The organism is Castellaniella sp., from assembly GCF_034674885.1.
Classification (GTDB): Bacteria; Pseudomonadota; Gammaproteobacteria; order Burkholderiales; family Burkholderiaceae_B; genus Castellaniella.
Genome location: NZ_JAUCDS010000011.1, coordinates 19,186 through 42,610, shown reverse-complemented (window position 1 = coordinate 42,610; position 23,425 = coordinate 19,186). Strand labels below are relative to the sequence as shown.

The 23,425-nt window shown below is 64.4% G+C and carries 36 protein-coding genes; 18 read left to right on the top strand and 18 right to left on the bottom strand.

The genetic code is table 11. The features are described from left to right. The first annotated feature begins 91 nt into the window (after nucleotides 1-91). The 18 genes from VDP74_RS08265 to tatC all read left to right on the top strand — a co-directional run bounded on the left by VDP74_RS08265 (nucleotide 92) and on the right by tatC (nucleotide 12,503). Nucleotides 92-886 carry a VacJ family lipoprotein gene (locus tag VDP74_RS08265; protein WP_322999147.1) on the top strand — a complete coding sequence of 265 codons (795 nt, stop codon included), beginning with the start codon at nucleotides 92-94 and terminating at the stop codon, nucleotides 884-886. A gap of 26 nt (nucleotides 887-912) precedes the next feature. Next, nucleotides 913-1,566, top strand: a complete 654-nt coding sequence (locus VDP74_RS08260; protein ID WP_322999146.1) for an ABC transporter substrate-binding protein — start codon at nucleotides 913-915, stop codon at nucleotides 1,564-1,566. Nucleotides 1,567-1,644: 78 nt separating this feature from the next. Further along, complete coding sequence (locus tag VDP74_RS08255) at nucleotides 1,645-2,436, top strand: ABC transporter ATP-binding protein (RefSeq protein ID WP_322999145.1); 792 nt, start codon at nucleotides 1,645-1,647, stop codon at nucleotides 2,434-2,436. A 29-nt stretch (nucleotides 2,437-2,465) separates the two neighbouring features. Then, a complete protein-coding gene (locus VDP74_RS08250) occupies nucleotides 2,466-3,224 on the top strand; it encodes an ABC transporter permease (protein ID WP_322999192.1) in 759 nt (252 codons plus the stop codon). Between the two features lie 4 nt (nucleotides 3,225-3,228). Further along, a complete protein-coding gene (locus VDP74_RS08245) occupies nucleotides 3,229-3,483 on the top strand; it encodes a BolA family protein (RefSeq protein WP_322999144.1) in 255 nt (84 codons plus the stop codon). Continuing rightward, nucleotides 3,476-4,729, top strand: a complete 1,254-nt coding sequence (murA, locus tag VDP74_RS08240) for a UDP-N-acetylglucosamine 1-carboxyvinyltransferase (protein WP_322999143.1) — start codon at nucleotides 3,476-3,478, stop codon at nucleotides 4,727-4,729. The genes VDP74_RS08245 and murA overlap by 8 nt, the downstream gene beginning before the upstream one ends. Before the next feature lie 10 nt (nucleotides 4,730-4,739). Continuing rightward, nucleotides 4,740-5,405, top strand: a complete 666-nt coding sequence (hisG, locus tag VDP74_RS08235; RefSeq protein ID WP_322999142.1) for an ATP phosphoribosyltransferase — start codon at nucleotides 4,740-4,742, stop codon at nucleotides 5,403-5,405. Between the two features lie 33 nt (nucleotides 5,406-5,438). Next, a complete protein-coding gene (gene hisD, locus VDP74_RS08230) occupies nucleotides 5,439-6,746 on the top strand; it encodes a histidinol dehydrogenase (protein WP_322999141.1) in 1,308 nt (435 codons plus the stop codon). A gap of 36 nt (nucleotides 6,747-6,782) precedes the next feature. Further along, nucleotides 6,783-7,370, top strand: coding sequence for an imidazoleglycerol-phosphate dehydratase HisB (gene hisB / locus VDP74_RS08225; protein WP_322999140.1), 588 nt, complete (start codon nucleotides 6,783-6,785; stop codon nucleotides 7,368-7,370). Between the two features lie 55 nt (nucleotides 7,371-7,425). Further along, nucleotides 7,426-8,076 carry an imidazole glycerol phosphate synthase subunit HisH gene (gene hisH, locus VDP74_RS08220; protein ID WP_322999139.1) on the top strand — a complete coding sequence of 217 codons (651 nt, stop codon included), beginning with the start codon at nucleotides 7,426-7,428 and terminating at the stop codon, nucleotides 8,074-8,076. 47 nt (nucleotides 8,077-8,123) lie between these two features. Next, nucleotides 8,124-8,897: a 1-(5-phosphoribosyl)-5-[(5-phosphoribosylamino)methylideneamino]imidazole-4-carboxamide isomerase gene (gene hisA, locus VDP74_RS08215; RefSeq protein WP_322999138.1), complete on the top strand. Its 774-nt coding sequence runs from the start codon at nucleotides 8,124-8,126 to the stop codon at nucleotides 8,895-8,897. Then, nucleotides 8,894-9,733, top strand: coding sequence for an imidazole glycerol phosphate synthase subunit HisF (hisF, locus tag VDP74_RS08210; protein WP_322999137.1), 840 nt, complete (start codon nucleotides 8,894-8,896; stop codon nucleotides 9,731-9,733). The genes hisA and hisF overlap by 4 nt, the downstream gene beginning before the upstream one ends. Then, nucleotides 9,730-10,152: a phosphoribosyl-AMP cyclohydrolase gene (gene hisI, locus VDP74_RS08205; protein WP_322999136.1), complete on the top strand. Its 423-nt coding sequence runs from the start codon at nucleotides 9,730-9,732 to the stop codon at nucleotides 10,150-10,152. The genes hisF and hisI overlap by 4 nt, the downstream gene beginning before the upstream one ends. Nucleotides 10,153-10,202: 50 nt before the next feature. Next, nucleotides 10,203-10,562 (top strand): phosphoribosyl-ATP diphosphatase, encoded by a 360-nt coding sequence (locus tag VDP74_RS08200; RefSeq protein ID WP_322999135.1) that lies wholly within the window; start codon nucleotides 10,203-10,205, stop codon nucleotides 10,560-10,562. A 148-nt stretch (nucleotides 10,563-10,710) separates the two neighbouring features. Beyond that, a complete protein-coding gene (locus VDP74_RS08195; protein ID WP_322999134.1) occupies nucleotides 10,711-11,079 on the top strand; it encodes a histidine triad nucleotide-binding protein in 369 nt (122 codons plus the stop codon). A 9-nt stretch (nucleotides 11,080-11,088) separates the two neighbouring features. Next, entirely contained in the window at nucleotides 11,089-11,331 is a 243-nt protein-coding gene (gene tatA, locus VDP74_RS08190) for a Sec-independent protein translocase subunit TatA (protein WP_322999133.1), read from the top strand. A gap of 28 nt (nucleotides 11,332-11,359) precedes the next feature. Then, nucleotides 11,360-11,698 carry a Sec-independent protein translocase protein TatB gene (tatB, locus tag VDP74_RS08185; protein WP_416232957.1) on the top strand — a complete coding sequence of 113 codons (339 nt, stop codon included), beginning with the start codon at nucleotides 11,360-11,362 and terminating at the stop codon, nucleotides 11,696-11,698. Next, the gene (gene tatC, locus VDP74_RS08180; RefSeq protein WP_322999132.1) at nucleotides 11,691-12,503 is read left to right on the top strand and encodes a twin-arginine translocase subunit TatC; all 813 of its coding nucleotides are present in this window, start codon (nucleotides 11,691-11,693) and stop codon (nucleotides 12,501-12,503) included. Before tatB ends, tatC begins: the two co-directional genes overlap by 8 nt. Before the next feature lie 45 nt (nucleotides 12,504-12,548). On the opposite strand, the gene dsbD is transcribed toward tatC, so the two are convergent. From dsbD to rplE, 18 genes are all read right to left on the bottom strand, one after another. After that, nucleotides 12,549-14,582 (bottom strand): protein-disulfide reductase DsbD, encoded by a 2,034-nt coding sequence (gene dsbD / locus VDP74_RS08175; protein ID WP_322999131.1) that lies wholly within the window; start codon nucleotides 14,580-14,582, stop codon nucleotides 12,549-12,551. A 48-nt stretch (nucleotides 14,583-14,630) separates the two neighbouring features. Next, complete coding sequence (gene cutA / locus VDP74_RS08170) at nucleotides 14,631-15,059, bottom strand: divalent-cation tolerance protein CutA (RefSeq protein ID WP_416232956.1); 429 nt, start codon at nucleotides 15,057-15,059, stop codon at nucleotides 14,631-14,633. 134 nt (nucleotides 15,060-15,193) lie between these two features. After that, on the bottom strand, nucleotides 15,194-15,574 hold the full coding sequence (gene rplQ, locus VDP74_RS08165; RefSeq protein WP_322999130.1) for a 50S ribosomal protein L17: 381 nt from the start codon (nucleotides 15,572-15,574) through the stop codon (nucleotides 15,194-15,196). A 146-nt stretch (nucleotides 15,575-15,720) separates the two neighbouring features. Further along, complete coding sequence (locus VDP74_RS08160; RefSeq protein ID WP_322999129.1) at nucleotides 15,721-16,719, bottom strand: DNA-directed RNA polymerase subunit alpha; 999 nt, start codon at nucleotides 16,717-16,719, stop codon at nucleotides 15,721-15,723. 181 nt (nucleotides 16,720-16,900) lie between these two features. Further along, on the bottom strand, nucleotides 16,901-17,524 hold the full coding sequence (gene rpsD / locus VDP74_RS08155; RefSeq protein WP_322999128.1) for a 30S ribosomal protein S4: 624 nt from the start codon (nucleotides 17,522-17,524) through the stop codon (nucleotides 16,901-16,903). 10 nt (nucleotides 17,525-17,534) lie between these two features. After that, nucleotides 17,535-17,933 (bottom strand): 30S ribosomal protein S11, encoded by a 399-nt coding sequence (gene rpsK, locus VDP74_RS08150; protein ID WP_298014659.1) that lies wholly within the window; start codon nucleotides 17,931-17,933, stop codon nucleotides 17,535-17,537. 12 nt (nucleotides 17,934-17,945) lie between these two features. Continuing rightward, nucleotides 17,946-18,311: a 30S ribosomal protein S13 gene (rpsM, locus tag VDP74_RS08145; RefSeq protein WP_043678921.1), complete on the bottom strand. Its 366-nt coding sequence runs from the start codon at nucleotides 18,309-18,311 to the stop codon at nucleotides 17,946-17,948. A gap of 33 nt (nucleotides 18,312-18,344) precedes the next feature. After that, nucleotides 18,345-18,458, bottom strand: a complete 114-nt coding sequence (gene rpmJ / locus VDP74_RS08140) for a 50S ribosomal protein L36 (RefSeq protein ID WP_003805360.1) — start codon at nucleotides 18,456-18,458, stop codon at nucleotides 18,345-18,347. Between the two features lie 28 nt (nucleotides 18,459-18,486). Then, a complete protein-coding gene (gene infA, locus VDP74_RS08135; protein WP_298014710.1) occupies nucleotides 18,487-18,705 on the bottom strand; it encodes a translation initiation factor IF-1 in 219 nt (72 codons plus the stop codon). A 5-nt stretch (nucleotides 18,706-18,710) separates the two neighbouring features. Further along, nucleotides 18,711-20,033: a preprotein translocase subunit SecY gene (secY, locus tag VDP74_RS08130; protein ID WP_322999127.1), complete on the bottom strand. Its 1,323-nt coding sequence runs from the start codon at nucleotides 20,031-20,033 to the stop codon at nucleotides 18,711-18,713. 9 nt (nucleotides 20,034-20,042) lie between these two features. After that, the gene (rplO, locus tag VDP74_RS08125) at nucleotides 20,043-20,483 is read right to left on the bottom strand and encodes a 50S ribosomal protein L15 (protein ID WP_322999126.1); all 441 of its coding nucleotides are present in this window, start codon (nucleotides 20,481-20,483) and stop codon (nucleotides 20,043-20,045) included. A 14-nt stretch (nucleotides 20,484-20,497) separates the two neighbouring features. Beyond that, nucleotides 20,498-20,683 (bottom strand): 50S ribosomal protein L30, encoded by a 186-nt coding sequence (gene rpmD / locus VDP74_RS08120; protein ID WP_066454712.1) that lies wholly within the window; start codon nucleotides 20,681-20,683, stop codon nucleotides 20,498-20,500. A gap of 3 nt (nucleotides 20,684-20,686) precedes the next feature. Next, the gene (gene rpsE, locus VDP74_RS08115) at nucleotides 20,687-21,208 is read right to left on the bottom strand and encodes a 30S ribosomal protein S5 (RefSeq protein ID WP_298014715.1); all 522 of its coding nucleotides are present in this window, start codon (nucleotides 21,206-21,208) and stop codon (nucleotides 20,687-20,689) included. A gap of 9 nt (nucleotides 21,209-21,217) precedes the next feature. Next, on the bottom strand, nucleotides 21,218-21,583 hold the full coding sequence (gene rplR, locus VDP74_RS08110; protein ID WP_322999125.1) for a 50S ribosomal protein L18: 366 nt from the start codon (nucleotides 21,581-21,583) through the stop codon (nucleotides 21,218-21,220). A gap of 21 nt (nucleotides 21,584-21,604) precedes the next feature. Next, complete coding sequence (rplF, locus tag VDP74_RS08105; protein WP_322999124.1) at nucleotides 21,605-22,138, bottom strand: 50S ribosomal protein L6; 534 nt, start codon at nucleotides 22,136-22,138, stop codon at nucleotides 21,605-21,607. 14 nt (nucleotides 22,139-22,152) lie between these two features. After that, a complete protein-coding gene (gene rpsH / locus VDP74_RS08100; protein WP_322999123.1) occupies nucleotides 22,153-22,548 on the bottom strand; it encodes a 30S ribosomal protein S8 in 396 nt (131 codons plus the stop codon). An 11-nt stretch (nucleotides 22,549-22,559) separates the two neighbouring features. After that, complete coding sequence (gene rpsN / locus VDP74_RS08095; protein ID WP_298014721.1) at nucleotides 22,560-22,865, bottom strand: 30S ribosomal protein S14; 306 nt, start codon at nucleotides 22,863-22,865, stop codon at nucleotides 22,560-22,562. 9 nt (nucleotides 22,866-22,874) lie between these two features. Continuing rightward, nucleotides 22,875-23,414 (bottom strand): 50S ribosomal protein L5, encoded by a 540-nt coding sequence (gene rplE / locus VDP74_RS08090; protein WP_322999122.1) that lies wholly within the window; start codon nucleotides 23,412-23,414, stop codon nucleotides 22,875-22,877. Nucleotides 23,415-23,425 lie beyond the last annotated feature (11 nt).

Below are 23,425 nucleotides of genomic sequence, written 5' to 3'. Positions count from 1 at the left end.
CAAATACGGCCTGGCCGCCTGCCCCCACCCGCCCCCGAGTCCCATGACCACGACCGCCCACCCGCATCCTTCCTGTTCCCATCGCAACCGCATGACACGCACCGTCCTGGCGCTGGCGACCATGGCGCTGATGGCGGGCTGCGCCCAGGTGCCCCAGCCCTCGGCCAACGATCCCTGGGAATCGTACAACCGTGGAATGTACGCCTTCAACGACACGGTGGATCGCGCGGTACTCAAGCCCATCGCCACCGGTTACGAGACCGTCACGCCCCGCCCGGTGCGCACCTGCATCCACAACGTCTTCAGCAACCTCAGCGACGTCTGGTCAGGCATCAACAGCCTGCTGCAGGGGCGCGGCCGCGACTTCGTCGATACCTTCGGGCGCATACTGTTCAACACCACGGCCGGCCTGGGCGGCTGCATCGACGTCGCCTCGATGCACGGCGCCCGCAAGATCCCCAACGACTTCGGCATGACGCTGGGCGTCTGGGGTTTCGGCCAGGGGCCATACTTCGTCCTGCCCTTCATGGGCCCCAGCACGGTGCGCGACGGGGTCGGCACAGCCGTCGCCCTGACGGTGCCCTCGTCGCCGGCCGCCGCCGTCTTCACCATCGACAACGTGCCGGTCCGCAATTCCATCCTGGGCCTGTACATCGTCGACACCCGTGCCAATCTGCTGGACGCCGACCGCCTGGTGGACCAGATCGCCCTGGACAAATACAGTTTCATCCGCGACGCCTATTTGCAGCGCCGCAAGGCTATGCTGGATAGCCGGACGCAAGGCGAACGCGCCAGCACCGAAGACGCGCTGGACCAGGCTTCGCCCTCGAACACGTCCGACACGCTGCCGGTCTACGAGGATCCGGACGACCCGGCCACTCACTGAACAACACCGGATCGTGGAGCCCCAGAATGACGAAGCCCTTTTCCCTGTCGAATCTGCATCGCGCCGCCCAGGCCCTTTTGCTGGGCGCCATCCTGGCGCTGGGCGCCCTGCCCGCCGCCCAGGCTGAACACGCCGTCGACCCCAAGGCCGCACCGGATGTGTTCCTGGACGCAGTGGCCAACAACATGCTGGAAGCCGTCAAGGCCGACCCGCTGGCCCTGAAGGGCGACGTCAGCCACATCACGGTCCTGGTGCGCAAATACGCCCTGCCGTACGTGGACATGGACAAGACCACGCGTCTGGCTGCCGGCCGCTACTGGCGCCAGGCGTCGGCCCAGCAACAGACCGATCTGGTGCAGGCCTTCACAGGCACGCTGATCCGCACCTACAGCGGCGCCTTCACGCGCGTGACGCCGGCTACGACCATCACGCTGCTGCCCTTCCGAGGCGACACAAAGGCCGGCGATGCCGTGGTACGCACATCGGTCTCGCAGCCCAACAGCTCGCCCATTGGGGTGGATTACCGGCTGGAACAGACCGATGCGGGCTGGAAGGTCTACGACCTGAACGTGGAAGGCATCTGGCTGATTCAGAACTACCGCAACCAGTTCGCGCAGGAAATCGGCCGTAGCGGCATCGATGGGCTGATCAAGGCCCTGAACGCAAAAAGCGGGCAGTAGTCCGGGCTTACACGCCTGCTGCCGGTTCACCGCTTATAATGCCCAATGGCGCCCATTTTGGGGCGCCATTGTCTGCTCATGCCCGCTCTAGACCTGCAACACGTCTCCAAAATCTATGCTCCGGCCCAGCGATCCCTGCGTGATCGGCTGGCAGGCCGTCCCGCACCCGCCGGATTCCAGGCGCTGCACGACGTCAGCCTGACCATCGAACACGGCGAATTCTTCGGCCTGCTGGGGCCCAACGGCGCCGGCAAGACCACGCTGATTTCGGTGCTGGCCGGCCTGGCGCATGCCACCTCGGGCAGCGCCCGGGTCTGCGGCCACGACGTCGTCGACGATTTTCGCCGTGCCCGTCAATCACTGGGGGTCGTCCCCCAGGAAATCGTCTACGACCCCTTCTTCACCGTGCGTGAAACACTGCGCCTGCAATCCGGCTATTTCGGCCTGCGCAACAACGACGATTGGATCGACGAGATCCTGGACAACCTGGGCCTGCTGGACAAGGCCGACGTCAACATGCGGGCCCTGTCGGGCGGCATGAAGCGCCGTGTGCTGGTGGCCCAGGCCCTGGTGCACCGTCCGCCCGTCATCATTCTGGACGAACCCACAGCTGGCGTGGACGTGGACTTGCGCCGCACCCTGTGGGACTTCATCACGCGCCTGAACCAGGCGGGCCACACCATCCTGTTGACCACGCACTACCTGGAAGAAGCCGAATCCCTGTGCGGGCGCGTGGCCATGCTGAAATCCGGCCACGTCGTGGCCCTGGACACCACCCAGGCCCTGATGGCCCGCTTCGGCGGGGCCGACCTCGAGGACGCCTTCGTCCACATCATGCACGACGATTCCCTGCTGGAGGCCGAACTGTGATCCGACCCGTGGCACAGACCCGCCCCGCCATGGGTTCGGGCTTCCCGACCCTGCTGCACAAAGAACTGATGCGCTTCTGGAAGGTCGGCCTGCAGACCATCGCCGCCCCGGTGGTGACGGCGCTGCTGTACCTGCTGATCTTCTCCCACGTGCTGGAAGACCGCGTGCAGGTCTACGGCAGCCTGTCCTATACCGCCTTCCTGATCCCCGGCCTGATCATGATGAGCATGCTGCAAAACAGCTTCGCCAACCCCTCGTCGTCGCTGATCCAGAGCCGCATCACCGGCAACCTGATCTTCGTGCTGCTGCCGCCCTTCTCGCACCGCCAGATCTTCGTCGCCTATCTGCTGGCCGCCGTCATGCGCGGCCTGGCCGTAGGTATCTGCATCTGGGCCATGGCGCTGTTCTTCGTCCGCCTGCCGGTCACCGAACCCATCTGGCTGCTGGCCTTCGCCATTCTGTCCTGCTGGATCCTGGGCACGCTGGGCCTGATCGCCGGCCTGTGGTCGGAAAAATTCGACCAGTTGGCCGCCTTCCAGAACTTCCTGATCGTGCCCGCGACCTTTCTGTCGGGCGTGTTCTATTCCATCCACAGCCTGCCTCCCTTCTGGCAGGCCGTGTCGGGCTGGAACCCGGTGTTCTACATGATCGACGGGTTCCGCTACGGCTTTTTCGCCGTCTCCGACGTTTCCCCCTGGCACGGATTGGCCGTAGTGCTGACCGTCGCCGTCGTTCTCAGCCTTTTCGCCCTGCGCCTGCTGGCGCGCGGCTACAAACTACGGAGCTAAGCCCATGCAGCCGACCCCCGACCACGTCCGCCAGTACATCGCCGAGCACCTCGACTGCGAACACCTGGAAGTCTATGGCGACGGTGCCCACTTCGAGGCCCTGATCGTCAGCAAGGCCTTTGAAGGCCAGAACACCCTGGCGCGCCACCGCACGGTCTACCAGGCGCTGGGCGATCGCATGCGGGCTGAAATCCACGCCCTGTCGATGCGCAACCTGACCCCGGCAGAATACGCCGCCACCCAGGACGACAATGGATAAACTCCAGATCCAGGGCGGACGCCCGCTGCACGGCGAAGTCACCATTTCGGGGGCGAAGAACGCCGCGCTGCCCATCCTGTGCGCCGCGCTGCTGACCGACGAACCGCTGGTGCTGGGCAACATCCCGGCGTTGCGCGACATCGGCACCACCCTGACGCTGCTGGAACGCATGGGTGTGCGCACCCACCGCCCCGGCACCGAACAAGTCACGCTGCAGGCCGACCAGATCCACAGCCAGGAAGCCCCCTACGAATTGGTCAAGACCATGCGGGCTTCCATCCTGGTGCTGGGGCCGCTGCTGGCGCGCTTCGGCCGCGCACGGGTCAGCCTGCCGGGCGGCTGCGCCATCGGCCAGCGCCCCGTGGACCAGCACATCAAGGGCCTGGCGGCCATGGGCGCCCAGATCCGCATCGAACACGGTTTCGTCGTCGCCGAGGCCACCCGCCTGCGCGGCGCCAGCATCCTGACCGACATGGTCACCGTCACGGGCACGGAAAACCTGCTGATGGCCGCCACCCTGGCCGAAGGCCGCACCGTGCTGGAAAACGCCGCCTGCGAACCCGAAGTCGTGGACCTGGCCCGCGTGCTGATCGCCATGGGCGCCCACATCGAAGGCCACGGCACCGACCGCATCGTCATCGAAGGCGTCGAGCGCCTGCATGGCGCGCACCACCAAGTAGTGCCAGACCGCATCGAGGCTGGCACCTTCCTGTGCGCCGTCGCGGCCACGGGCGGCGACATCACCCTGCGCCGCGCGGCCCCCGACACTCTGGGCGCCGTGCTGGACAAACTGCGCGACACCGGCCTGGAAATCACCACCGGCCCGGACTGGATACGCGCCCGCATGACCGGCCGTCCGCGCGCCACGGGTTTTCGCACCAGCGAATATCCGGGGTTCCCGACCGACATGCAGGCCCAGCTGATGGCCTTGAACACACTGGCCGAAGGCACCGCAGTGATCACGGAGAACATCTTCGAGAACCGCTACATGCACGTGCAGGAACTCTGCCGCATGGGCGCGGACATCGAAATCGACGGCCACACCGCCATCGTCAAGGGCCACCCGGAACTGCTGGGCGCCACCGTCATGGCCACCGACCTGCGCGCATCCGCCAGCCTGGTCATCGCCGGCCTGGCGGCCCAGGGCCAGACCACGGTCGAACGCATCTACCACCTGGACCGGGGCTACGAACGCATGGAACACAAACTCCAGGCGCTCGGCGCGGACATCCAACGCATTCAATAGGCATACCGCAATGGCACAAGCCCCGCTGACCCTGGCCCTGTCCAAAGGCCGCATCTTCGAAGAAACCCTGCCGCTGCTGGCGGCGGCCGGCGTGGGCGTGCCGGAAAATCCAGAAACCTCGCGCAAACTCATCCTGCCGACAGATTCCGACAACCTGCGCATCATCATCGTGCGGGCCTCCGACGTGCCCACCTACGTGCAATACGGGGCGGCGGATTTCGGCATCGCCGGAAAAGACGTGCTGCACGAACACATGGCCCAGCACCCCGGCGGCCTGTACCAGCCCATCGACCTGAACATCGCCCGCTGCCGCCTGTGCGTCGCCGCCCCGGAAGGCTTCGACTACCAGACGGCCGTACGCCAGGGTTCGCGGCTGCGCATCGCCACCAAATACGTGCGCGCAGCCCGCGAGCACTTCGCCGCCAAGGGCGTGCACGTGGACATCATCAAGCTCTACGGCTCGATGGAACTGGCCCCGCTGGTCGGGCTGGCCGACGCCATCGTCGACCTGGTGTCTTCGGGCGGCACGCTGCGCGCCAACCGCCTGGTCGAAGTCGAGGAAATCCGCCAGATCTCGTCGCGCCTGATCGTCAACCAGGCGGCCCTGAAAATGCACGGCCCGCGCCTGCAGCCCTTCCTGGACGCCTTCGCCCAGGCGTCCACGCAGATGGCCTGAAGTAAGATAGGTCTTTACCCCATTGTTGCCGCCATGTCCCTGATCAACCGCCTGGATGCCCGCGCCGCCGATTTTGATGCGGCCCTGACCCGCCTGCTGGCCTACGACGCCTCGCAGGACGAAACCATCGAAGCCACGGTGCGCGACATCCTGCATGACGTGCAGACACGCGGCGATGCGGCGGTGCTCGACTACACGGCCCGCTTCGACCACGTTCAGGCCGACCAACTGCCAGCACTCGAGATCCCTCGCGCAGACTGGCAGGCTGCGCTCGACGCCCTGCCGGCGGACCAACGCAGCGCACTGGAAGCCGCCGCCGACCGCGTGCGCCGCTACCACGAACGCCAACGCGCCGAAACCTGGACCTACACCGAACCTGACGGCACGATGCTGGGCCAGCAGATCACACCTCTGGACCGCGTGGGCCTGTACGTCCCCGGCGGCAAGGCCGCATACCCCTCATCGGTGCTGATGAACGCCATCCCGGCCAAGGTCGCAGGCGTCCCCGAACTGATCATGGTCACGCCCACCCCGGGGGGCGTGCGCAACCCGATGGTGCTGGCCGCCGCCGCACTGGGTGGCGTCGACCGAATGTTCGCCATCGGCGGGGCCCAGGCCGTCGGCGCGCTGGCCTACGGCACGCAGACCCTGGCCGCCGTGGACAAGATCGTCGGCCCGGGCAACGCCTATGTGGCAGCCGCCAAACGCCGCGTCTTCGGTACCGTCGGCATCGACATGATCGCCGGGCCGTCCGAAATCCTGATCGTGGCCGATGGCAGCACCCCCGCCGACTGGCTGGCCATCGACCTGTTCTCCCAGGCCGAACACGACGAGCTCGCCCAAGCCATCCTGCTGTGCCCGGATGCCGCCTACCTGGACGCCGTCCACGCCGCCATCGAACGCCTGCTGCCCGAACAGCCCCGCGCCGATATCCTGCGCGTCAGCCTGTCCCGGCGCGGGGCCCTGATCCAGACGGCCGACCTGGGCCAGGCCTGCGCCATCGTCAACCGCATCGCACCGGAACACCTGGAACTCTCCACCCGTGACCCGCAGGCCCTGCTGCCGCAGATCCGCCACGCTGGCGCGATCTTCCTGGGCGCCTACAGTTCCGAATCCCTGGGCGATTACTGCGCCGGACCCAACCACGTCCTGCCCACCGCCCGCACCGCCCGGTTTTCCTCGCCCCTGGGCGTGTATGATTTTCAGAAACGCAGCAGCCTGATCCAGGTTTCGGCTGCCGGTGCCCAGACGCTGGGCCGCATTGCCGCCACGCTGGCGACCGGCGAGGGGCTGCACGCCCACGCCGCCAGCGCCACGCTGCGTCTGAATACGCCGGCCTGAGGCCGCCGCCAGCCCCATCAGGACTTTGCCCCCGCCATGCGCACCGCCACCATCGAACGCAACACCCAGGAAACCCGCATCCGAGTCGCCCTTAATCTGGACGGCACGGGCACCCGTACATTGAATACCGGCGTGCCGTTCCTGGACCACATGCTGGACCAGATCGCCCGCCACGGCCTGTTCGACCTGGACATCCATTGCGACGGCGACACCCACATCGACGACCACCATAGCGTCGAGGACGTCGGCATCACCCTGGGCCAGGCCTTCGCCGCCGCAGTCGGCAACAAAGCCGGCCTGCGCCGCTACGGCCACGCCTACGTACCACTGGACGAGGCGCTGTCGCGCGTGGTGGTGGACCTGTCCGGGCGCCCGGGCCTGTTCTACCACGTGGATTACGCCCGCGCTCGCATCGGCAGCTTCGACGTCGACCTGGCCCGTGAATTTTTCCAGGGTTTCGTGAACCACGCACTGGCCACCGTGCACATCGACAACCTGCGCGGAGAAAATGCCCACCACCAGTGCGAGACCATCTTCAAGGCATTCGGCCGAGCCCTGCGCGCGGCCACGGAAGTCGACCCTCGCGCCGGTGGCACGATCCCCTCGACCAAGGGCGCGCTCTGATCCCGCCAGGTCCGTTCGACTGTTCGGACCGCACCCTACCCAGGACACCCGCATCGTGACACGCATCGCCATCGTCGATTACGGCATGGGCAACTTCCACTCGGTAGCCCGCGCCTTGCAGGCAGCCGCCCCGGACCACGATATCCGCATCGCCCGTCAGGCCGCCGACATCCAGGCCGCCGACCGCATCGTCTTCCCCGGCCAGGGGGCCATGCCGGACTGCATGCGCACGCTGGATACCTCGGGCCTGCGCGATGCCGTGCTGCGGGCTGCCCGCGACAAGCCGCTGCTGGGCGTCTGCGTGGGCGAGCAGATGCTGTTCGACGGTAGCGACGAGGGCGACACCCCCGGCCTGGGCCTGTTCCCTGGCCGGGTACGGCGCTTCCAGGGGACAGCCTTCGAGCAACCGTCCGCCGATCACGATGCAGGCCGACTGAAAATCCCCCACATGGGCTGGAACGCCGTGACGCAAACCCGGTCCCACCCGATCTGGGATGGCGTCGCCCAGGACACGCCGTTCTACTTCGTGCACAGCTACTACGCCCAGCCGGACGACGCGGACCTGACGGTCGCCACCAGCCTCTACGGACAGCCGTTTTGCTGCGCCGTTGCAGCCGACAATATTTTTGCCGTACAGTTTCACCCAGAAAAGAGCGCAGCGCCCGGCCTGCAGATCTACCAGAACTTCAGCCGCTGGCAGCCCTGATTTCCACCTTCGGTGTTTACCATCCCTTCTGCACTGACACGACGACCATGCTTCTGATCCCCGCCATCGACCTCAAAGACGGGCACTGCGTGCGCCTGCGCCAGGGCGACCTGGCTGACGCCACCGTCTTTTCCGAAGATCCCGCCGCCATGGCGACCCAGTGGGCCGACCTGGGCGCCCGCCGCCTGCACCTGGTGGACCTGAACGGCGCCATCGCCGGCAAGCCGCGCAACCGCGCCGCCATCCAGGCCATCGTGGACGCCACCGACGAAGACCTTCCCATCCAGATCGGCGGCGGCATCCGCGACCTGGACACGGTCGAATACTATCTGGACAACGGCATTTCCTACGTGATCATCGGCACAGCGGCCGTGAAGGACCCCGGCTTTCTCAGCGATGCCTGCTCGGCCTTTCCCGGCCACATCATCGTCGGCCTGGATGCCCGCGACGGCAAGGTCGCTACCGACGGCTGGTCCAAACTGACCCGCCACGATGTCGCGGACCTCGCCCGGAAATTCGAAGACTACGGCTGCGAATCCATCATCTACACCGATATCGGCCGCGACGGCATGCTCAGCGGCGTCAACGTCGAGGCCACCGTGCGCCTGGCGCAGCAGGTCCGCATCCCTGTCATCGCCTCTGGTGGCGTGGCATCCCTGGACGACATCCGCGCGCTGTGCGCCGTGGCCGATCAGGGCATCGACGGCGCCATCCTGGGGCGCAGCATCTACGAAGGCACGCTGGACTTCGCCGACGCCCAGGCCCTGGCCGACACGCTGTGCGGCACCGAGGACGATGCCGCTGCCGGGCAGCCCTCATGACGGGCTCATCCGACCTACGTAACGCCGCCACGCCCCATTCCTCAGTCCCGGCATCCGGCGACTCGGGCCTGTGCTGCCGCATCATCCCCTGCCTGGACGTCAACGCAGGCAGGGTGGTCAAAGGCGTCAATTTCGTCAACCTGACCGACGCCGGCGACCCGGTGGAGATCGCCCGCCGCTACGACGAGCAGGGCGCCGACGAACTGACCTTCCTGGACATCACGGCCACATCCGACGACCGCGACCTGATCCTGCCCATCATCGAATCGGTGGCCCGCCAGGTCTTCATCCCGCTGACCGTCGGCGGCGGCGTGCGCCAGGTGTCCGACATCCAGCGCCTGCTGGACGCCGGCGCCGACAAGGTCTCGATCAACAGCGCAGCGGTCGCACGCCCCGAACTGGTCGCCGAGGCCGCTGCCCACCACGGCTCCCAATGCATCGTGGTGGCCCTGGACGCGCGCCGTGTCTCGGCCACCGGCGAGCCCCCGCGTTGGGAAATTTTCACTCATGGCGGGCGCAAAGGCACCGGTCTGGACGCCGTGCAATGGGCACGCCGCATGGCCGATCTGGGTGCGGGTGAACTGCTGCTGACCAGCATGGACCGCGATGGCACCAAGTCCGGCTTCGACCTGGAATTGACCCGCGCCGTCTCTGATGCGGTGCCCGTGCCCGTCATCGCCTCGGGCGGCGTGGGCAATCTGCAGCACCTGGCCGACGGCGTCACCCAGGGCCACGCCAGCGCCGTGCTGGCGGCCAGCATCTTCCACTTCGGCCAGCATACCCTGGCCGAGGCCAAGGACTTCCTGGCTGCCCAGGGCATCCGGGTGCGGCGATGACACAGACCACGACTCCCGCCTGGCTGGCCGAACTGCGCTTCGACGCTCAGGGCCTGATTCCCGCCATCGCCCAGGATGCCGATACCGGCACCGTCCTGATGATGGCCTGGATGAATGCCGAGGCCGTCCAGGAAACCGCGCTCACCGGCCGCGCCGTGTATTTCTCGCGGTCCCGCCAGCGCCTGTGGCGCAAGGGCGAGGAATCCGGTCATATCCAGCAGGTCCACGATATCCGCCTGGACTGCGACGGCGACGTACTGCTGTTGAAAGTCACCCAGGTGGGAGGCATCGCCTGCCATACGGGGCGCGAACGTTGCTTCTTCCGCAGCCTGGACACGCGGGATGCCCAACCCGCCTGGGTGGTGCAGGACCCGGTCCTGAAAGACCCGGATACCATCTACCACACCCCGCACGCCTAGCGCGTTTCCGGCTGGCGCCCGGCGCCGGCCCGTCCTATTTCATTGCTGCCATGAGCTCTCTCGACACGTCTTCCGCCTCCAACACCGACACCCTGGCCCGGCTGGCTGACACGCTGGCCACCCGTCGCCCGGATCGAGGCGGCAACCCGCAGACTTCCTACACCGCCAAGCTGCTGTCACGGGGCCCGGACGCCTTCCTGAAGAAGATCGGCGAAGAAGCCACCGAACTGGTGATGGCCGCCAAGGACGGCCGCCCGGACCGCATCATTGCTGAAACCGCCGACCTCTGGTTTCACTGCCTGGTGGCGCTGACGCACTTCAACCTGCGCCCCGAAGACGTGCTGGCCGAACTCGCTCGCCGCGAGGGCCTGTCCGGCCTGGAAGAAAAGGCCTCGCGCCCAAAGGACTGAGACCGGCCACAGCCCCGGGACCAGGCCCGATCTAGGGGCATACCCTCAGCCACCGGCGTTCACCCGGCCGATCAGCACAATGCCAGGAAAATTGTGGCAACATACGAGGTTGAGTGGATCGATGTCCGGTCCTGTCTTGTAGAATTCCATGAGCCACGATTGCCTGTTCTGTAAAATCGCGCGGCACGAGATCCCCGCCCGCATCGTGCACGAAGACGACGAATTTCTTGCCTTCCATGACATCAATCCGGCCGCGCCGGTGCACCTGCTGTTGATCCCCAAACATCACGTCGCCTCGCTGGCCGATACCGGATCCCAGGACGCTGCCTGGCTGGCTCGCATGTTGCAGCTCGTGCCCAGGCTCGCTGCCGAAAACGGCTGCAACCCGCTGCCCGAAGGCGGCTTCCGGCTGGTCGCCAATACCGGCCCCGAAGGCGGTCAGGAAATCGACCACCTGCATTTCCACATTCTGGGTGGCGCACGCCCCTGGTCAAAACGCGCGGCACCCGCCGCCTAAGGAGCTCTCATGGGTAGTTTCAGCATCTGGCACTGGCTGATCGTTCTGGTCATCGTCGCCCTGATTTTCGGCACCAAAAAACTGCGCAACATCGGCGAAGACCTCGGCGGCGCCGTCAAGGGCTTCAAAAAGGGCATGAAAGACGCCCAGGCCGAAGGCGGATCCGAATCCGAAGCCAAGCCGTCCGTCACGCAGCAGGTCCAGGATTCCAACACCGTGGACGTCCAGGCTCGCGAGAAAACCGACGCCTGATCCTTCTGCGCACTGAACCGGAACCATAATGTTTGATGTCAGCTTCAGCGAACTGATGCTGATCGGCGTGATCGCGCTGATCGTCATCGGTCCCGAACGCCTGCCCAAGGTCGCCCGCACGGTCGGGCACCTGCTGGGGCGGGCCCAGCGCTACGTGAACGAAGTCAAATCCGACATCCAGAAGGAAATGGACCTCAAGGAAATCGGCGACATCAAGAACCAGATGGAAGACGCGGCCCGATCGGTCCAGTCTTCCATGACCTCCTCCGTGGAAGACCTGAAATCCGCCGTGAACCAGCCGACCCAGGTCGTCCAGGACTCCCTGGACGAGGCGCGGAAAGCTCTCGACGTAAAGAAAGATGACTGACGCCTCCGACGCCTCTTCCCAGGACACCTTCATCTCGCACCTGATGGAGCTGCGCAACCGCCTGTTGCGCGCAGTCATCGCCGTACTGGCCGTGTTCGTGGTGCTGTTCATATACCCCGGACCCTCGGCCATCTACGACGTGCTGGCCCAGCCCATGCTGGCATCCTTGCCGGAAGGCACCCGCATGATCGCCACCGGCGTGATCACGCCCTTCATGGTGCCCATCAAGGTCACCCTGTTGGCGGCTTTCGTGCTGTCTTTGCCCTACGTCCTGTACCAGGCCTGGGCCTTCGTCGCTCCCGGCCTGTACCGGCACGAGCAGCGGCTGGCGCTGCCGCTGATCATCTCCAGCAGCTTCCTGTTCCTGCTGGGCATGGCATTCTGTTATTTCGTGGTGTTTCACACCGTCTTCAGCTTCATCGCCCATTTCGCACCGCACTCGATCACGCCAGCGCCTGACATCGAGGCCTACGTCAATTTCGTGCTGACCATGTTCATCGCCTTCGGGGTTACGTTCGAGGTCCCCGTAGCGGTTGTCCTGTTGGTCAAGACCGGCCTCGTCACGGTCAAGAAACTGCGTGAAATCCGCGGCTACGTCGTCGTCTGCGCCTTTGTACTGGCTGCCATCGTGACCCCGCCGGACGTTCTCAGCCAGATTCTGCTGGCCGCCCCGCTGTGCCTGCTGTACGAAATCGGTATTCTGGCCGGCGCTGCACTGGAAAAGCGCAAGCCCGCCGACGAAGATCCGGCCGATCAGGCCACCGCCGTAGCGGCCCAGGACGACGCCGCACAAAGCAAAGAATAGCCCCGGCGCCGGACGCGGCCTGTGGCCGGCCGGATCCAGGCAGATCTACCGCGTCCCCAGCACCTGATCCTGCACCGGCAGGAAGGCGTCGGCTTTCTTGAATCCCACGACCCGCGCATCAGTCAGCAACTGACCCTGTCGGTCAAAGAACAGGATGCCGGGCGGCCCGAACAGGTCAAACCGCGCCAGCAACGCCCGGTCATCGGCCGTCATCCGGGTAACGTCCGCCTGCAGCAGTGTCATCTGCCCCATGCGGGCGGCCACGCGTGGATCGCTGAAGGTGAACTTTTCCATCTCCAGGCAGGACACGCACCAGTCGGCATAGAAATCCAGCATCACCGGCCGATCCGACGCCGCCAGCTTGGCATCCAGATCAGCCAGAGACGTCACGGGCGTGAAGCGGGCACGGATGGCGTCAGGACCGGGCACAGCCACGCCTCCGGACCCGGACCCGGCCGCGAAGGGCGCCAACGGCCGCAACATGTCCTGACCACCCGCCAGCAGGCCGGCGCCCTGTGCCAGCCCCCACAACGCCAGCATCAGGGCCAGCGCCCGGGTCAGCAGCCGCAAGGGGCCTGCCGCAGGCGGCGCATCACCCTGCGCCATCGACCGCCCGCTGGTCGCATGCCAAAGCACCAGAGCAGCCCAGAGCGCCAGCAAGATCCAGCCGGTAACGGCCACCGTCCCGGCCAGCAGCGGCTGCGCCATCCACCAGGCGGTCGCCAGCAGCAACAGGCCAAAGGCAGCCTTCAATGGCATCATCCAGGCCCCGGCGCGCGGCAACAGGGCGCCAGCCCCCGCGCCCACCAGCAACAGCAGCAGGCCTTCACCCCACGCCATGGCAAACAGGGCCGAGCCGCCGATCACGACGTCGCCCGTCTGGGAAATGAACAGCAACACCCCCGCCAGCGGGGCAGCCACGCAAGGCCCCACGATCAGGGCCGATATCATGCCCATCAGGAACACACCGCCGACCCGGCCGCCGGGCAGGCGTTGCATCCAGCCCTGCATCCGCGACTGCAGGCCCACCGGCGCCTGCAGGGTGAAGACGTCCAGCATGGCCAGCGCGAACAATGCCAGCAGGACGGCGAAAGAGCCCAGAACCCAGGGTGATTGCAGCCAGGCGGCCAGGCCTGCGCCCACCAGGCCGGCCACCACGCCCAGGACGGTATAGACGATGGACATGCCCAGCACGTAGATGGCCGCCATGGACAACCCTCGGCTGCGGCTGATCGGCTGCTGGTCCTGGCCGGCAATGATCGCCAGCAGGATCGGCACCATGGGCAGCACGCAGGGAGTGAAGGACAGCAGGATTCCAAACAGCAGGCTCAGGCCCAGGATCTGCCACAAGGGCGCCTGATGCAGCCAGGCCGCCATGCCGACATCGCCCAGATCCAGCCAGGATGCATCCGGGGCGCCTGAGGCAGTCGACCGGGCCGATCCGGCAGAGCCCGCCGGCAGGGCCAAGGCCAGGCCCGGACCTGACGCGCGATCCCCCGGGGCTCGCGCGACGGGCGCGACGCCTTCGTCCTGCGGCGCAGGCACCTGGGCGCGCACCAGCGGCCCCTGGGCCTGATAGCCTCCGCCCTGGGCCACCAAGGTGAACTGCATTGTCATGGGCGGATAGCACAGGCCCTCATCGGCGCATCCCTGGCCCGTCACTGTCACCTGCAAAGGCGTAGCCGCACCGGCTTTCAGAGGCGCGCGCAGGGTGACACCGCGATGGAAGACTTCCATGTCGCGCTCGAAGGTGGGGTCGTGCTTCACCTGGCCCTTGGGCAGCAGCAGGGGTTGTGTCCAGGCCGGCTGCCGTGTTTCCTCGCCCGGCGGCGTCAAGGTGGACTGCCGGTACAACAGCAACTGCCCCTGAGCGTCCTCGATGCGGACCTCGAAGCGTTCCTGGTACATGTAGTAGCCCGGTGCAATCGCATAATGCACGTCCAGCGTCAGGGGATCGGGCGTGGCGACCGAGGCGATGAACGCCTTTTCGGGATCCAGGAAATCATCGGCGGCCCAGGCCTTGCCGATCACACCCAGCACCATCAGGCTCATCAGCAACAGGGACAGGAACTTCTTCATAAAACCATCTCTCTCAGAGCAGGCCCGGCAACGGCCGGCTGCGGGACATCAGCGAAGCGCAGGGTCAGGAGGCGCGGCGACACTCTGAGCCACCCAATCCAGGTATGTCACGCTGCCGGCTGGCACGCCCATGACCAGGAATTCAGGCACCTCGTAGGGGTGCAGTTCGCACAGGCGCCGATGCAGGGCCGGCAGGACGGCCGCCGTGGTCTTGAAGCTGAGCGGGATTTCCTCGCAGCCTTCCAGGTTGCCCTGCCACAGGTACATGGAAGTCATCGCGCTGCCGACCTGGGCGCACGCCACCAGGGATTCTTCGACCAGTACATGAGCGATCCGCTTGGCCAGCAGCACGTCGGGGGCCGTCGACAGCACCACGACCGAGTCCGTCGGCGCGCCATCCTGGCGCCGCAACCCTCCGAAGGATGGTGCTTCGGGCGGGACGTCTGCCGTCCCGGACGGATGTTCCGGAATTGACATGGTAAATCCCAATGGACAAAACCCTTTGATTTTACACGCAGAAAAATATGCAAAAAGGCCCGAAGCAAGCGCTTCGGGCCTTGGGAATGCGGCGGGCCATGCAGGCGAATCAGGTATCCACCCTGGCGTTGGCCTTATTCAGCGGCGGCGTCGGCTTCGGGACGATCCACCAGTTCCATGTAGGCCATGGGGGCATTGTCGCCTTGGCGAAAGCCCATCTTCAGCACCCGGGTGTAGCCGCCGTTGCGAGCAGCAAAGCGCGGTCCGATGTCGTTGAAGAGCTTGGTGACAGCGTCGCGATCACGCAGGCGGGCAAAGGCCAGGCGGCGATTGGCCAGCGTGGGGTTCTTGCCCAGGGTGATCAGGGGCTCGACCACACGGCGCAATTCCTTGGCCTTGGGCAGAGTCGTCTTGATGGCTTCGTGGGTCAGCAGGGACACGGCCATGTTGCGAAACATGGCCAGACGGTGACTGCTGGTACGGTTCAGTTTGCGAAGACCGCTACGATGACGCATGATGATTTCCTTGTTGAATCTAAAACCCGGATCTTCTATCGCACAGGGCGCGGCCCGGGTGGGTTGAATGCGCCTGCCAGAAATTCGGGCAGGCGCAAGATTTTAGCATGGAGAAACGGTGGCCCCGCGTCCCCATACCGGTTTGCTTACGGGCGCTCCAGCCCGACGGGGGGCCAGTTTTCCAGCTTCATGCCCAGGGTCAGACCGCGTGCGGCCAGGACTTCCTTGATTTCGTTGAGCGACTTGCGGCCCAGGTTCGGGGTCTTCAGCAGTTCGTTCTCGGTGCGCTGGATCAGATCGCCGATGTAGTAGATATTTTCGGCCTTCAGGCAGTTGGCCGAACGCACGGTCAGTTCCAGGTCGTCCACCGGACGCAACAGCACCGGGTCGATCGGCGCGGACTGGCCGCCCACCGGCAGGCTGGTGGTCAGTTGGCCAGCGTCCTTGTCCGCCAGGGACACGAAGACCGACACCTGATCCATCAGGATGCGGGCCGATTGGCGCACGGCTTCTTCGGGGCTGATGACACCGTTGGTCAGAACGTCCAGCACCAGCTTGTCCAGGTCGGTACGCTGTTCCACGCGAGCGTTTTCCACCGCATAGCTGACGCGTCGCACCGGGCTGAAAGAGGCATCCAGCACGATCTGGCCGATCGTGGCCGAACGATCATCGGTCAGCGCGCGCACGTTGCCCGGCACATAGCCGCGACCCTGCTCGACCTTGACCTGCATCTCGATGCGGCCATTGTCGGTCAGCGTGGCGATCAGGTGATCGGGATTGATGATTTCCACATCGTGCGGCAGCTCGATGTCGCGAGCGCGGACCTCGCCCGGGCCCTGCTTGTTCAGTTGCAGCGTGACTTCTTCGCGATTGTGCAGCTTGAACACCACGCCTTTCAGATTCAGCAGGATGTCCACGACGTCTTCGCGCACGCCGGCGATCGTGGAATATTCATGCACGACCCCGCTGATCTGAACTTCAGTCGGCGCGTAGCCTGTCATGGACGACAGCAGGATGCGGCGCAGGGCGTTGCCCAGCGTGTGGCCATAGCCCCGTTCGAACGGTTCCATGACGACTTTGGCGTGATTGACACCCAGCGCTTCCACGGTAATGGTGCGGGGCTTGAGAAAACCTTGTGCGGACATATGCCTTCCTTTTCAATACCCTCGGCTCGTTACACCGATAAGGCTGACGGACATGAAGAACCGGCGGCGAGGCCGGAACAAGACTACAGCCCACCTCGGGCAGATGCCAGAGCGTGGGCTGATTGGCGGCATCCAGGCAGAGACCGGATGCCGCGCGGTGGCGCGACGCCACCCGAATCGATCAACGAGAATACAGTTCCACGACCATGGATTCGTTGACGTCGTGGGCGACGTCGGCGCGATCCGGGGCCTGCTTGAACACGCCCGCCAGCTTGCCTGCATCGACTTCCACCCACTGGGGCAGGCCGTTGCCGGTCGCCAGGTCCAGGGATTCCTTGATGCGGATCTGGCTCTTGGCCTTTTCACGAATCGAGATCACGTCGCCGGCCTTGACCAGGATCGAAGCGATGTCGGCAGTGTGGCCGTTCAGTTCGATGGCGCGGTGATTGACCAGCTGCCGCGCTTCGGCGCGCGTCGAGCCAAAGCCCATGCGGTAGACCACGTTGTCCAGGCGCGATTCGAGCAGCTGGATCAGGGTTTCGCCGGTGTTGCCGCGACGGCGCTCGGCTTCCTGGAAGTAGCGGCGGAACTGCTTTTCCAGCACGCCGTACATGCGCTTGAGCTTTTGCTTTTCACGCAGCTGCAGACCGAAGTCGGAGGTGCGGGAACCCGAGGTACGGCCATGCTGGCCGGGCTTGGATTCGAGCTTGCACTTGGAGTCCAGCGAGCGACGAGCGCTCTTCAGGAACAGGTCGGTGCCTTCGCGACGCGAAAGCTTGCATTTGGGTCCGGTATAACGAGCCAAGATGTTCCCCTTAGATACGACGACGCTTGGGCGGACGGCAGCCGTTGTGCGGCACCGGCGTGATGTCGGAAATGCTGGAGATCTTGATCCCCAGAGCATTCAACGCACGCACCGAGGATTCGCGGCCGGGGCCGGGGCCCTTGATGCGAACTTCCAGGGTCTTGATCCCGTATTCCTGGGCCACGCGGCCGGCGGACTCGGCGGCGACCTGAGCTGCAAACGGGGTCGATTTACGCGAACCCTTGAAGCCTGCGCCGCCCGACGTCGCCCACGACAGAGCATTGCCCTGGCGGTCGGTGATGGTGATGATGGTGTTGTTGAAAGACGCGTGAACGTGAGCAATCCCGTCCGACACGTTCTTCTTGACTTTCTTGCGGACGCGCGAGGCGCCGGCTTGTGCTTTGGCCATGTTGATTCCTATTTATTTCTTCAGGGACGCTGCTGCGCGACGCGGGCCCTTGCGGGTACGCGCATTCGTGCGGGTACGCTGACCACGCACCGGCAGGCCACGCTTGTGGCGCATGCCACGATACGTGCCCAGGTCGATCAGACGCTTGATCGACAGCTGCACTTCGCGGCGCAGGTCGCCTTCGATCGTGTAGCCGTTGATCTGTTCACGGATCTTTTCCAGTTCCTCGTCGGTCAGATCCTTGATCTTCTTCGAGTACTCGATGCCGGTCGCTTCGCAAATCTTGCGGGCGCGGGTGCGGCCGATGCCGAAGATGGCGGTCAGACCGATCTCGGCGTGTTGGTGCGGCGGAATATTGATGCCAGCAATACGGGCCATGACTGTTCCTCGTGAAATCCGTGATGCCCGGCCTTAGCCTTGGCGTTGCTTGTGACGCGGGTCGGTGCAGATGACGCGCACCACGCCGTGACGTTTGATGATTTTGCAGTTGCGGCAGATCCGCTTTACCGATGCCATTACCTTCATGGGATTCTCCTGGTTTTTGACCGGCCGCCTATTTGGAGCGGAAAACTATCCTGGCGCGCGACAGGTCATAGGGCGTGAGCTCCACTGTGACCTTGTCACCCGGAAGGATCCGGATATAGTGCATACGCATCTTGCCTGAAATGTGGCCCAGCACCATGTGGCCATTTTCCAGCTTGACACGAAACGTTGCGTTGGGAAGGTTTTCCACAACCTCCCCTTGCATCTGAATGACGTCGTCCTTGGACATGATTTTTAGCGCATCGGAAGACCCGCGCCCTTGAAGTTCGCCTTCCGGAGCAACGAATCATACTGTTGGGACATCATGTAGGCTTGCGCCTGGGCCATGAAATCCATGGCGACGACGACAATAATCAGTAGCGAAGTGCCACCAAAATAGAACGGCACATTCCAGCGCATCTGCATCAGTTCGGGCAACAGACAGACCAGCGTGACATAGATGGCTCCGGACAGCGTCAGACGCATCAGGATCTTATCGATGTAACGAGCCGTCTGGTCGCCAGGACGGATCCCGGGAACAAAAGCGCCGCTCTTTTTCAGGTTATCTGCTGTCTCGCGGCTATTGAACACCAGCGCCGTGTAGAAGAAACAGAAGAAAATGATCAAGCCAGAATACAGCGTCACATACAAGGGCTGACGCGGCGACAAGGCAGCTGCCAGGTCGCCCAGCCAGCGCATGTTCGGGTTGCTGGAGAACCAGCTGGTCACGGTGGCCGGCAGTAGGATGATGGACGATGCAAAGATCGGCGGAATCACCCCGGACATGTTCAGCTTCAGCGGCAGGTGCGAGGACTGGCCGCCATAGAGCTTGTTGCCGACCTGGCGCTTGGCGTAGTTCACGGTAATGCGACGCTGACCGCGTTCCACATAGACCACGAAGTACGTGACAGCGACCACCAGGGCCAGGATGAACAGCACCGACAGCACCGACATCGAATCCGTACGGACCAGATCCAGCATGCCGCCCAGCGCACCCGGCAGGCCTGCCACGATCCCGGCGAAAATCAGCAGCGAAATACCGTTGCCCAGACCCCGTTCAGTGATCTGCTCGCCCAGCCACATCAGGAACATGGCCCCCGTCACCAGCGTCACGATGGTCGTGAAGCGGAACAGCAGCCCCGGATCGATCACCAGGCCTGGCTGCGATTCCAGTGCGACGGAAATCCCCACCGCCTGGAAAAGGGCCAGGAACACGGTGCCATAGCGCGTGTACTGGGTGATCTTGCGTTGCCCGGATTGGCCTTCTTTCTTGATGGCCTCCAGGGTCGGCACGACCACGGCCAGCAGCTGCATGATGATGGCTGCCGAAATGTACGGCATGATCCCCAGGGCCAGCACGGAAAACCGTTCCAGCGCCCCGCCGGAGAACATGTTGAACAGGCCCAGGATACCGCCCTGGTTCTGCTGGAACAGGTCCGCCAGCGCATCCGGATTGATGCCCGGCACGGGAACGTGCGTCCCCATGCGATAGACGATCAGGGCCAGCACGAGAAACAGGATGCGGCGCTTGAGGTCGCCGTATCCTGCGCTGGGCTTATGTGCCTGAGCTTTCGCCACTGCTGCCCCTTAAGCCAGCGAACCGCCGGCGGCTTCGATCGCGGCGCGGGCGCCGGCCGTCGCATTGATGCCCTTCAGGGCGACCTTGCGGCTGATCTCACCAGTCTTGATGACCTTGACGTAACGCACCAGCTCGCCGACCAGGCCAGCAGCCTTGAGCACCTGCACATCGACTTCATCGATGGGCAGCGCTTGCAGGTCGGACAGGCGGATCTCGGCCTTCAGGTGACGATCCAGCGGGGTGAAGCCACGCTTGGGCAGACGACGCTGCAGCGGCATCTGACCGCCTTCGAAACCGACCTTGTGGAAACCACCGGCACGGGATTTTTGACCCTTGTGGCCACGGCCACCGGTCTTGCCCAGGCCGGAGCCGATGCCACGGCCTACGCGGCGGCGCGGGCGCTTGGCGCCTTCGGCAGGCGCGATCGTATTCAGTTGAGTAACGGACATCTGAATTCCTTTGTTCAGGCTTCCGAGACCGTGACCAGATAATCCACCTTGCGGATCATCCCACGCACCTCGGGAGTATCGATCAGGACGCGGCTGCTGTTGACCTTGCCCAGCCCCAGACCGCGCACCGTGGCGCGGTGAGACTTATGAGTGCCGATCACGGAGCGCACGAGCGTGACTTTGATTTGCTTCTGTGCCATGTCTTACCCCAGGATTTCTTCGACGGTCTTGCCGCGCTTGGCAGCAATTTCCGACGGGGTGGAGCAGGCGCGCAGACCATTCAGCGTGGCGCGCACCATGTTGTAGGGGTTGCTGGAGCCGAGGCTCTTGGCCACGACGTTACGCACACCCATGACTTCGAAGATCGCGCGCATCGGGCCGCCGGCGATCACGCCGGTACCTTCAGCGGCCGGCGAGATCAGGACGGTGGAAGCGCCGTGCTTGCCGACCACGGTGTGGTGCAGCGTGCCGTTTTTCAGAGCGACCTTGAGCAGACCGCGACGGGCCTGTTCCATGGCCTTTTGAACCGCCACCGGCACTTCGCGGGCCTTGCCCTTGCCCATGCCGATGCGGCCATCGCCATCACCGACCACGGTCAGTGCTGCGAAGCTCATGGTGCGACCACCTTTGACGACCTTGCTGACGCGGTTGACCGCAATCATCTTTTCGCGCATGCCGTCGTCGCGTTCCTGCTCGGCGGCGTGCTTGCCTTGTGCTTTAGCCATGTGATTCCCTTAGAACTTCAAGCCGGCTTCACGCGCGGCTTCGGCCAGCGCCTTGACGCGGCCATGGTAACGGAAGCCCGAACGGTCGAAGGCGACGAGTTCGATGCCGGCAGCCTTGGCCTTCTCGGCCACGCGCTTGCCGACCAGGCTGGCGGCGGCGGCGTTGCCCCCGTTGGCCTTCTGGCTGGCGAGTTCCTTGCGGACCTCGGGCTCGAGCGTCGAGGCGCTGACGAGCACGCGGTCGCCTTCCGGCGAAATGATGTTGGCGTAGATGTGCAGATTCGTGCGATGCACCGCCAGGCGATGCACGCGCAGTTCGTGAATCTTGCGGCGGGTAGCCGCAGCACGACGCAAACGGGAGAGTTTCTTGTCCATGATTCGTCCTTGCCTGCGTGCTTATTTCTTCTTGGTTTCCTTCAGGATGACGCGTTCGTCCGCATAACGCACGCCCTTGCCCTTATAGGGTTCGGGTTCGCGATAAGCGCGGATTTCGGCAGCCACCTGACCGACGACCTGCTTGTCGGCGCCCTTGACCACGATTTCGGTCTGGGACGGGCATTCGATCTTGATCCCGTTGGGGATATCGTGCAGCACATCGTGCGAGAAACCCAACTGCAGCTTCAGCACACTGCCCTGAATCTGAGCGCGGAAACCCACGCCCACGAGGGTCAGACGGCGCTCGAAGCCCTGGCTGACGCCAGTGACCATGTTGTTGACCAGCGCACGCACGGTGCCGGACATCGCATTGGCCTGACGGGAATCGTTGGCAACGGCAAACGTCAGCTGGCCGTCTTCCTGGGAAACGCGGACGTTGCCGTCCAGCGTTTGGTTCAGGGTGCCCAGCGGGCCCTTGACGACGATCTGACCGGCGCTGATCGTGGCTTCGACGCCCTTCGGCAGCGCAACGGGATACTTGGCGATACGTGACATAGTGTGATACCTCCTTATGCCACGTAGCAGAGCACTTCGCCGCCTACACCGGTGGCGCGGGCCTTGCGGTCCGTCATGACGCCACGCGGGGTAGAAACGATCGCCACGCCCAGGCCATTCATGACCTGGGGAATGGTGGCGCTGCTCTTGTAGATGCGCAGGCCGGGACGCGAGACGCGGTCGATGCGCTCGATCACCGGACGGCCGGCATAGTATTTCAGGGTGATTTCCAGCACCGGCTTGGCTTGTTCGCCGCCGATCCGGAAATCCTCGATGTAGCCTTCGTCCTTCAGCACGGCGGCAATGGCCGCCTTCAGCTTGGAGGAGGGCATGGAAACCGACGTCTTGTTGACCATCTGCGCATTGCGCACGCGGGTCAGCATATCGGCGATGGGATCGCTCATGCTCATGTGTGATTCTCCTACCAGCTGGCCTTGGTCATGCCCGGCACTTCGCCGCGCATGGCCATTTCACGCAGTTTGTGGCGCGTCAGCCCGAACTTGCTGAACACGCCGCGAGGACGACCCGTCACCACGCAGCGATTACGCTGGCGGGTGGGGTTGGCGTTGCGCGGCAGTTGTTGCAGGGCCAGGCGAGCTTGATAGCGTTCTTCGTCAGATTTGGACTGATCGGCGATGATTGCCTTCAGTGCGGTGCGCTTCGCTGCGAATTTTTCAGCCAGCTTGGCGCGCTTGATGTCGCGATTGATGAGGGAAAGTTTTGCCACGTCAGCCCCTTAGTTGCGGAAGGGGAAGCTGAATGCGCTCAAGAGCGCCTTGGCTTCCTCGTCGGTCTTTGCGGTGGTGGTGATGCTGATGTTCATCCCGCGCACGGCATCGATCTTGTCGTATTCGATTTCCGGGAAGATGATCTGTTCCTTCACCCCGATGTTGTAGTTGCCACGACCGTCGAAAGCACGGCCCGACACACCACGGAAGTCGCGCACGCGCGGCAGGGCGACGGAGATCAGACGATCCAGGAATTCATACATGCGCTGGCCGCGCAGCGTGACCATGCAGCCGATCGGGTAGTCTTCACGAATCTTGAAGCCGGCGATGGCCTTGCGGGTCTTCGTGACGACAGGTTTCTGACCGGAGATCTTGGTCATGTCGCCGACGGCGTTTTCGATGATCTTTTTGTCGGAAACCGCTTCGGACACACCCATGTTCAGGGTGATCTTGGTGATGCGCGGCACCTGCATGATCGACTGGTAGCCGAACTTTTCCTTCAGGTCGGCAGCGACCTTGGAGCGGTAGAAATCTTGTAAACGAGCCATTTGATGCGCCC

Coding starts and splice junctions, on each gene's coding strand:
- cutA (WP_416232956.1), bottom strand. CDS start 15,059: ATGTCAATTCCGGAACATCCGTCCGGGACGGCAGACGTCCCGCCCGAA.
- rpsK (WP_298014659.1), bottom strand. CDS start 17,933: ATGGCCAAAGCACAAGCCGGCGCCTCGCGCGTCCGCAAGAAAGTCAAG.
- rpmD (WP_066454712.1), bottom strand. CDS start 20,683: ATGGCACAGAAGCAAATCAAAGTCACGCTCGTGCGCTCCGTGATCGGC.
- dsbD (WP_322999131.1), bottom strand. CDS start 14,582: ATGAAGAAGTTCCTGTCCCTGTTGCTGATGAGCCTGATGGTGCTGGGT.
- rplQ (WP_322999130.1), bottom strand. CDS start 15,574: ATGCGTCATCGTAGCGGTCTTCGCAAACTGAACCGTACCAGCAGTCAC.
- infA (WP_298014710.1), bottom strand. CDS start 18,705: ATGTCCAAGGACGACGTCATTCAGATGCAAGGGGAGGTTGTGGAAAAC.
- VDP74_RS08245 (WP_322999144.1), top strand. CDS start 3,229: ATGCAGCCGACCCCCGACCACGTCCGCCAGTACATCGCCGAGCACCTC.
- rpsH (WP_322999123.1), bottom strand. CDS start 22,548: ATGAGCATGAGCGATCCCATCGCCGATATGCTGACCCGCGTGCGCAAT.
- rplO (WP_322999126.1), bottom strand. CDS start 20,483: ATGTCCGTTACTCAACTGAATACGATCGCGCCTGCCGAAGGCGCCAAG.
- VDP74_RS08265 (WP_322999147.1), top strand. CDS start 92: ATGACACGCACCGTCCTGGCGCTGGCGACCATGGCGCTGATGGCGGGC.
- tatB (WP_416232957.1), top strand. CDS start 11,360: ATGTTTGATGTCAGCTTCAGCGAACTGATGCTGATCGGCGTGATCGCG.
- tatC (WP_322999132.1), top strand. CDS start 11,691: ATGACTGACGCCTCCGACGCCTCTTCCCAGGACACCTTCATCTCGCAC.
- hisF (WP_322999137.1), top strand. CDS start 8,894: ATGACGGGCTCATCCGACCTACGTAACGCCGCCACGCCCCATTCCTCA.
- tatA (WP_322999133.1), top strand. CDS start 11,089: ATGGGTAGTTTCAGCATCTGGCACTGGCTGATCGTTCTGGTCATCGTC.
- rpsM (WP_043678921.1), bottom strand. CDS start 18,311: ATGGCCCGTATTGCTGGCATCAATATTCCGCCGCACCAACACGCCGAG.
- VDP74_RS08250 (WP_322999192.1), top strand. CDS start 2,466: ATGGGTTCGGGCTTCCCGACCCTGCTGCACAAAGAACTGATGCGCTTC.
- hisA (WP_322999138.1), top strand. CDS start 8,124: ATGCTTCTGATCCCCGCCATCGACCTCAAAGACGGGCACTGCGTGCGC.
- VDP74_RS08260 (WP_322999146.1), top strand. CDS start 913: ATGACGAAGCCCTTTTCCCTGTCGAATCTGCATCGCGCCGCCCAGGCC.
- VDP74_RS08200 (WP_322999135.1), top strand. CDS start 10,203: ATGAGCTCTCTCGACACGTCTTCCGCCTCCAACACCGACACCCTGGCC.
- hisD (WP_322999141.1), top strand. CDS start 5,439: ATGTCCCTGATCAACCGCCTGGATGCCCGCGCCGCCGATTTTGATGCG.
- rplF (WP_322999124.1), bottom strand. CDS start 22,138: ATGTCACGTATCGCCAAGTATCCCGTTGCGCTGCCGAAGGGCGTCGAA.
- hisB (WP_322999140.1), top strand. CDS start 6,783: ATGCGCACCGCCACCATCGAACGCAACACCCAGGAAACCCGCATCCGA.
- hisI (WP_322999136.1), top strand. CDS start 9,730: ATGACACAGACCACGACTCCCGCCTGGCTGGCCGAACTGCGCTTCGAC.
- VDP74_RS08160 (WP_322999129.1), bottom strand. CDS start 16,719: ATGTCCGCACAAGGTTTTCTCAAGCCCCGCACCATTACCGTGGAAGCG.
- hisG (WP_322999142.1), top strand. CDS start 4,740: ATGGCACAAGCCCCGCTGACCCTGGCCCTGTCCAAAGGCCGCATCTTC.
- VDP74_RS08255 (WP_322999145.1), top strand. CDS start 1,645: ATGCCCGCTCTAGACCTGCAACACGTCTCCAAAATCTATGCTCCGGCC.
- VDP74_RS08195 (WP_322999134.1), top strand. CDS start 10,711: ATGAGCCACGATTGCCTGTTCTGTAAAATCGCGCGGCACGAGATCCCC.
- rplE (WP_322999122.1), bottom strand. CDS start 23,414: ATGGCTCGTTTACAAGATTTCTACCGCTCCAAGGTCGCTGCCGACCTG.
- rplR (WP_322999125.1), bottom strand. CDS start 21,583: ATGGACAAGAAACTCTCCCGTTTGCGTCGTGCTGCGGCTACCCGCCGC.
- murA (WP_322999143.1), top strand. CDS start 3,476: ATGGATAAACTCCAGATCCAGGGCGGACGCCCGCTGCACGGCGAAGTC.
- rpsE (WP_298014715.1), bottom strand. CDS start 21,208: ATGGCTAAAGCACAAGGCAAGCACGCCGCCGAGCAGGAACGCGACGAC.
- rpmJ (WP_003805360.1), bottom strand. CDS start 18,458: ATGAAGGTAATGGCATCGGTAAAGCGGATCTGCCGCAACTGCAAAATC.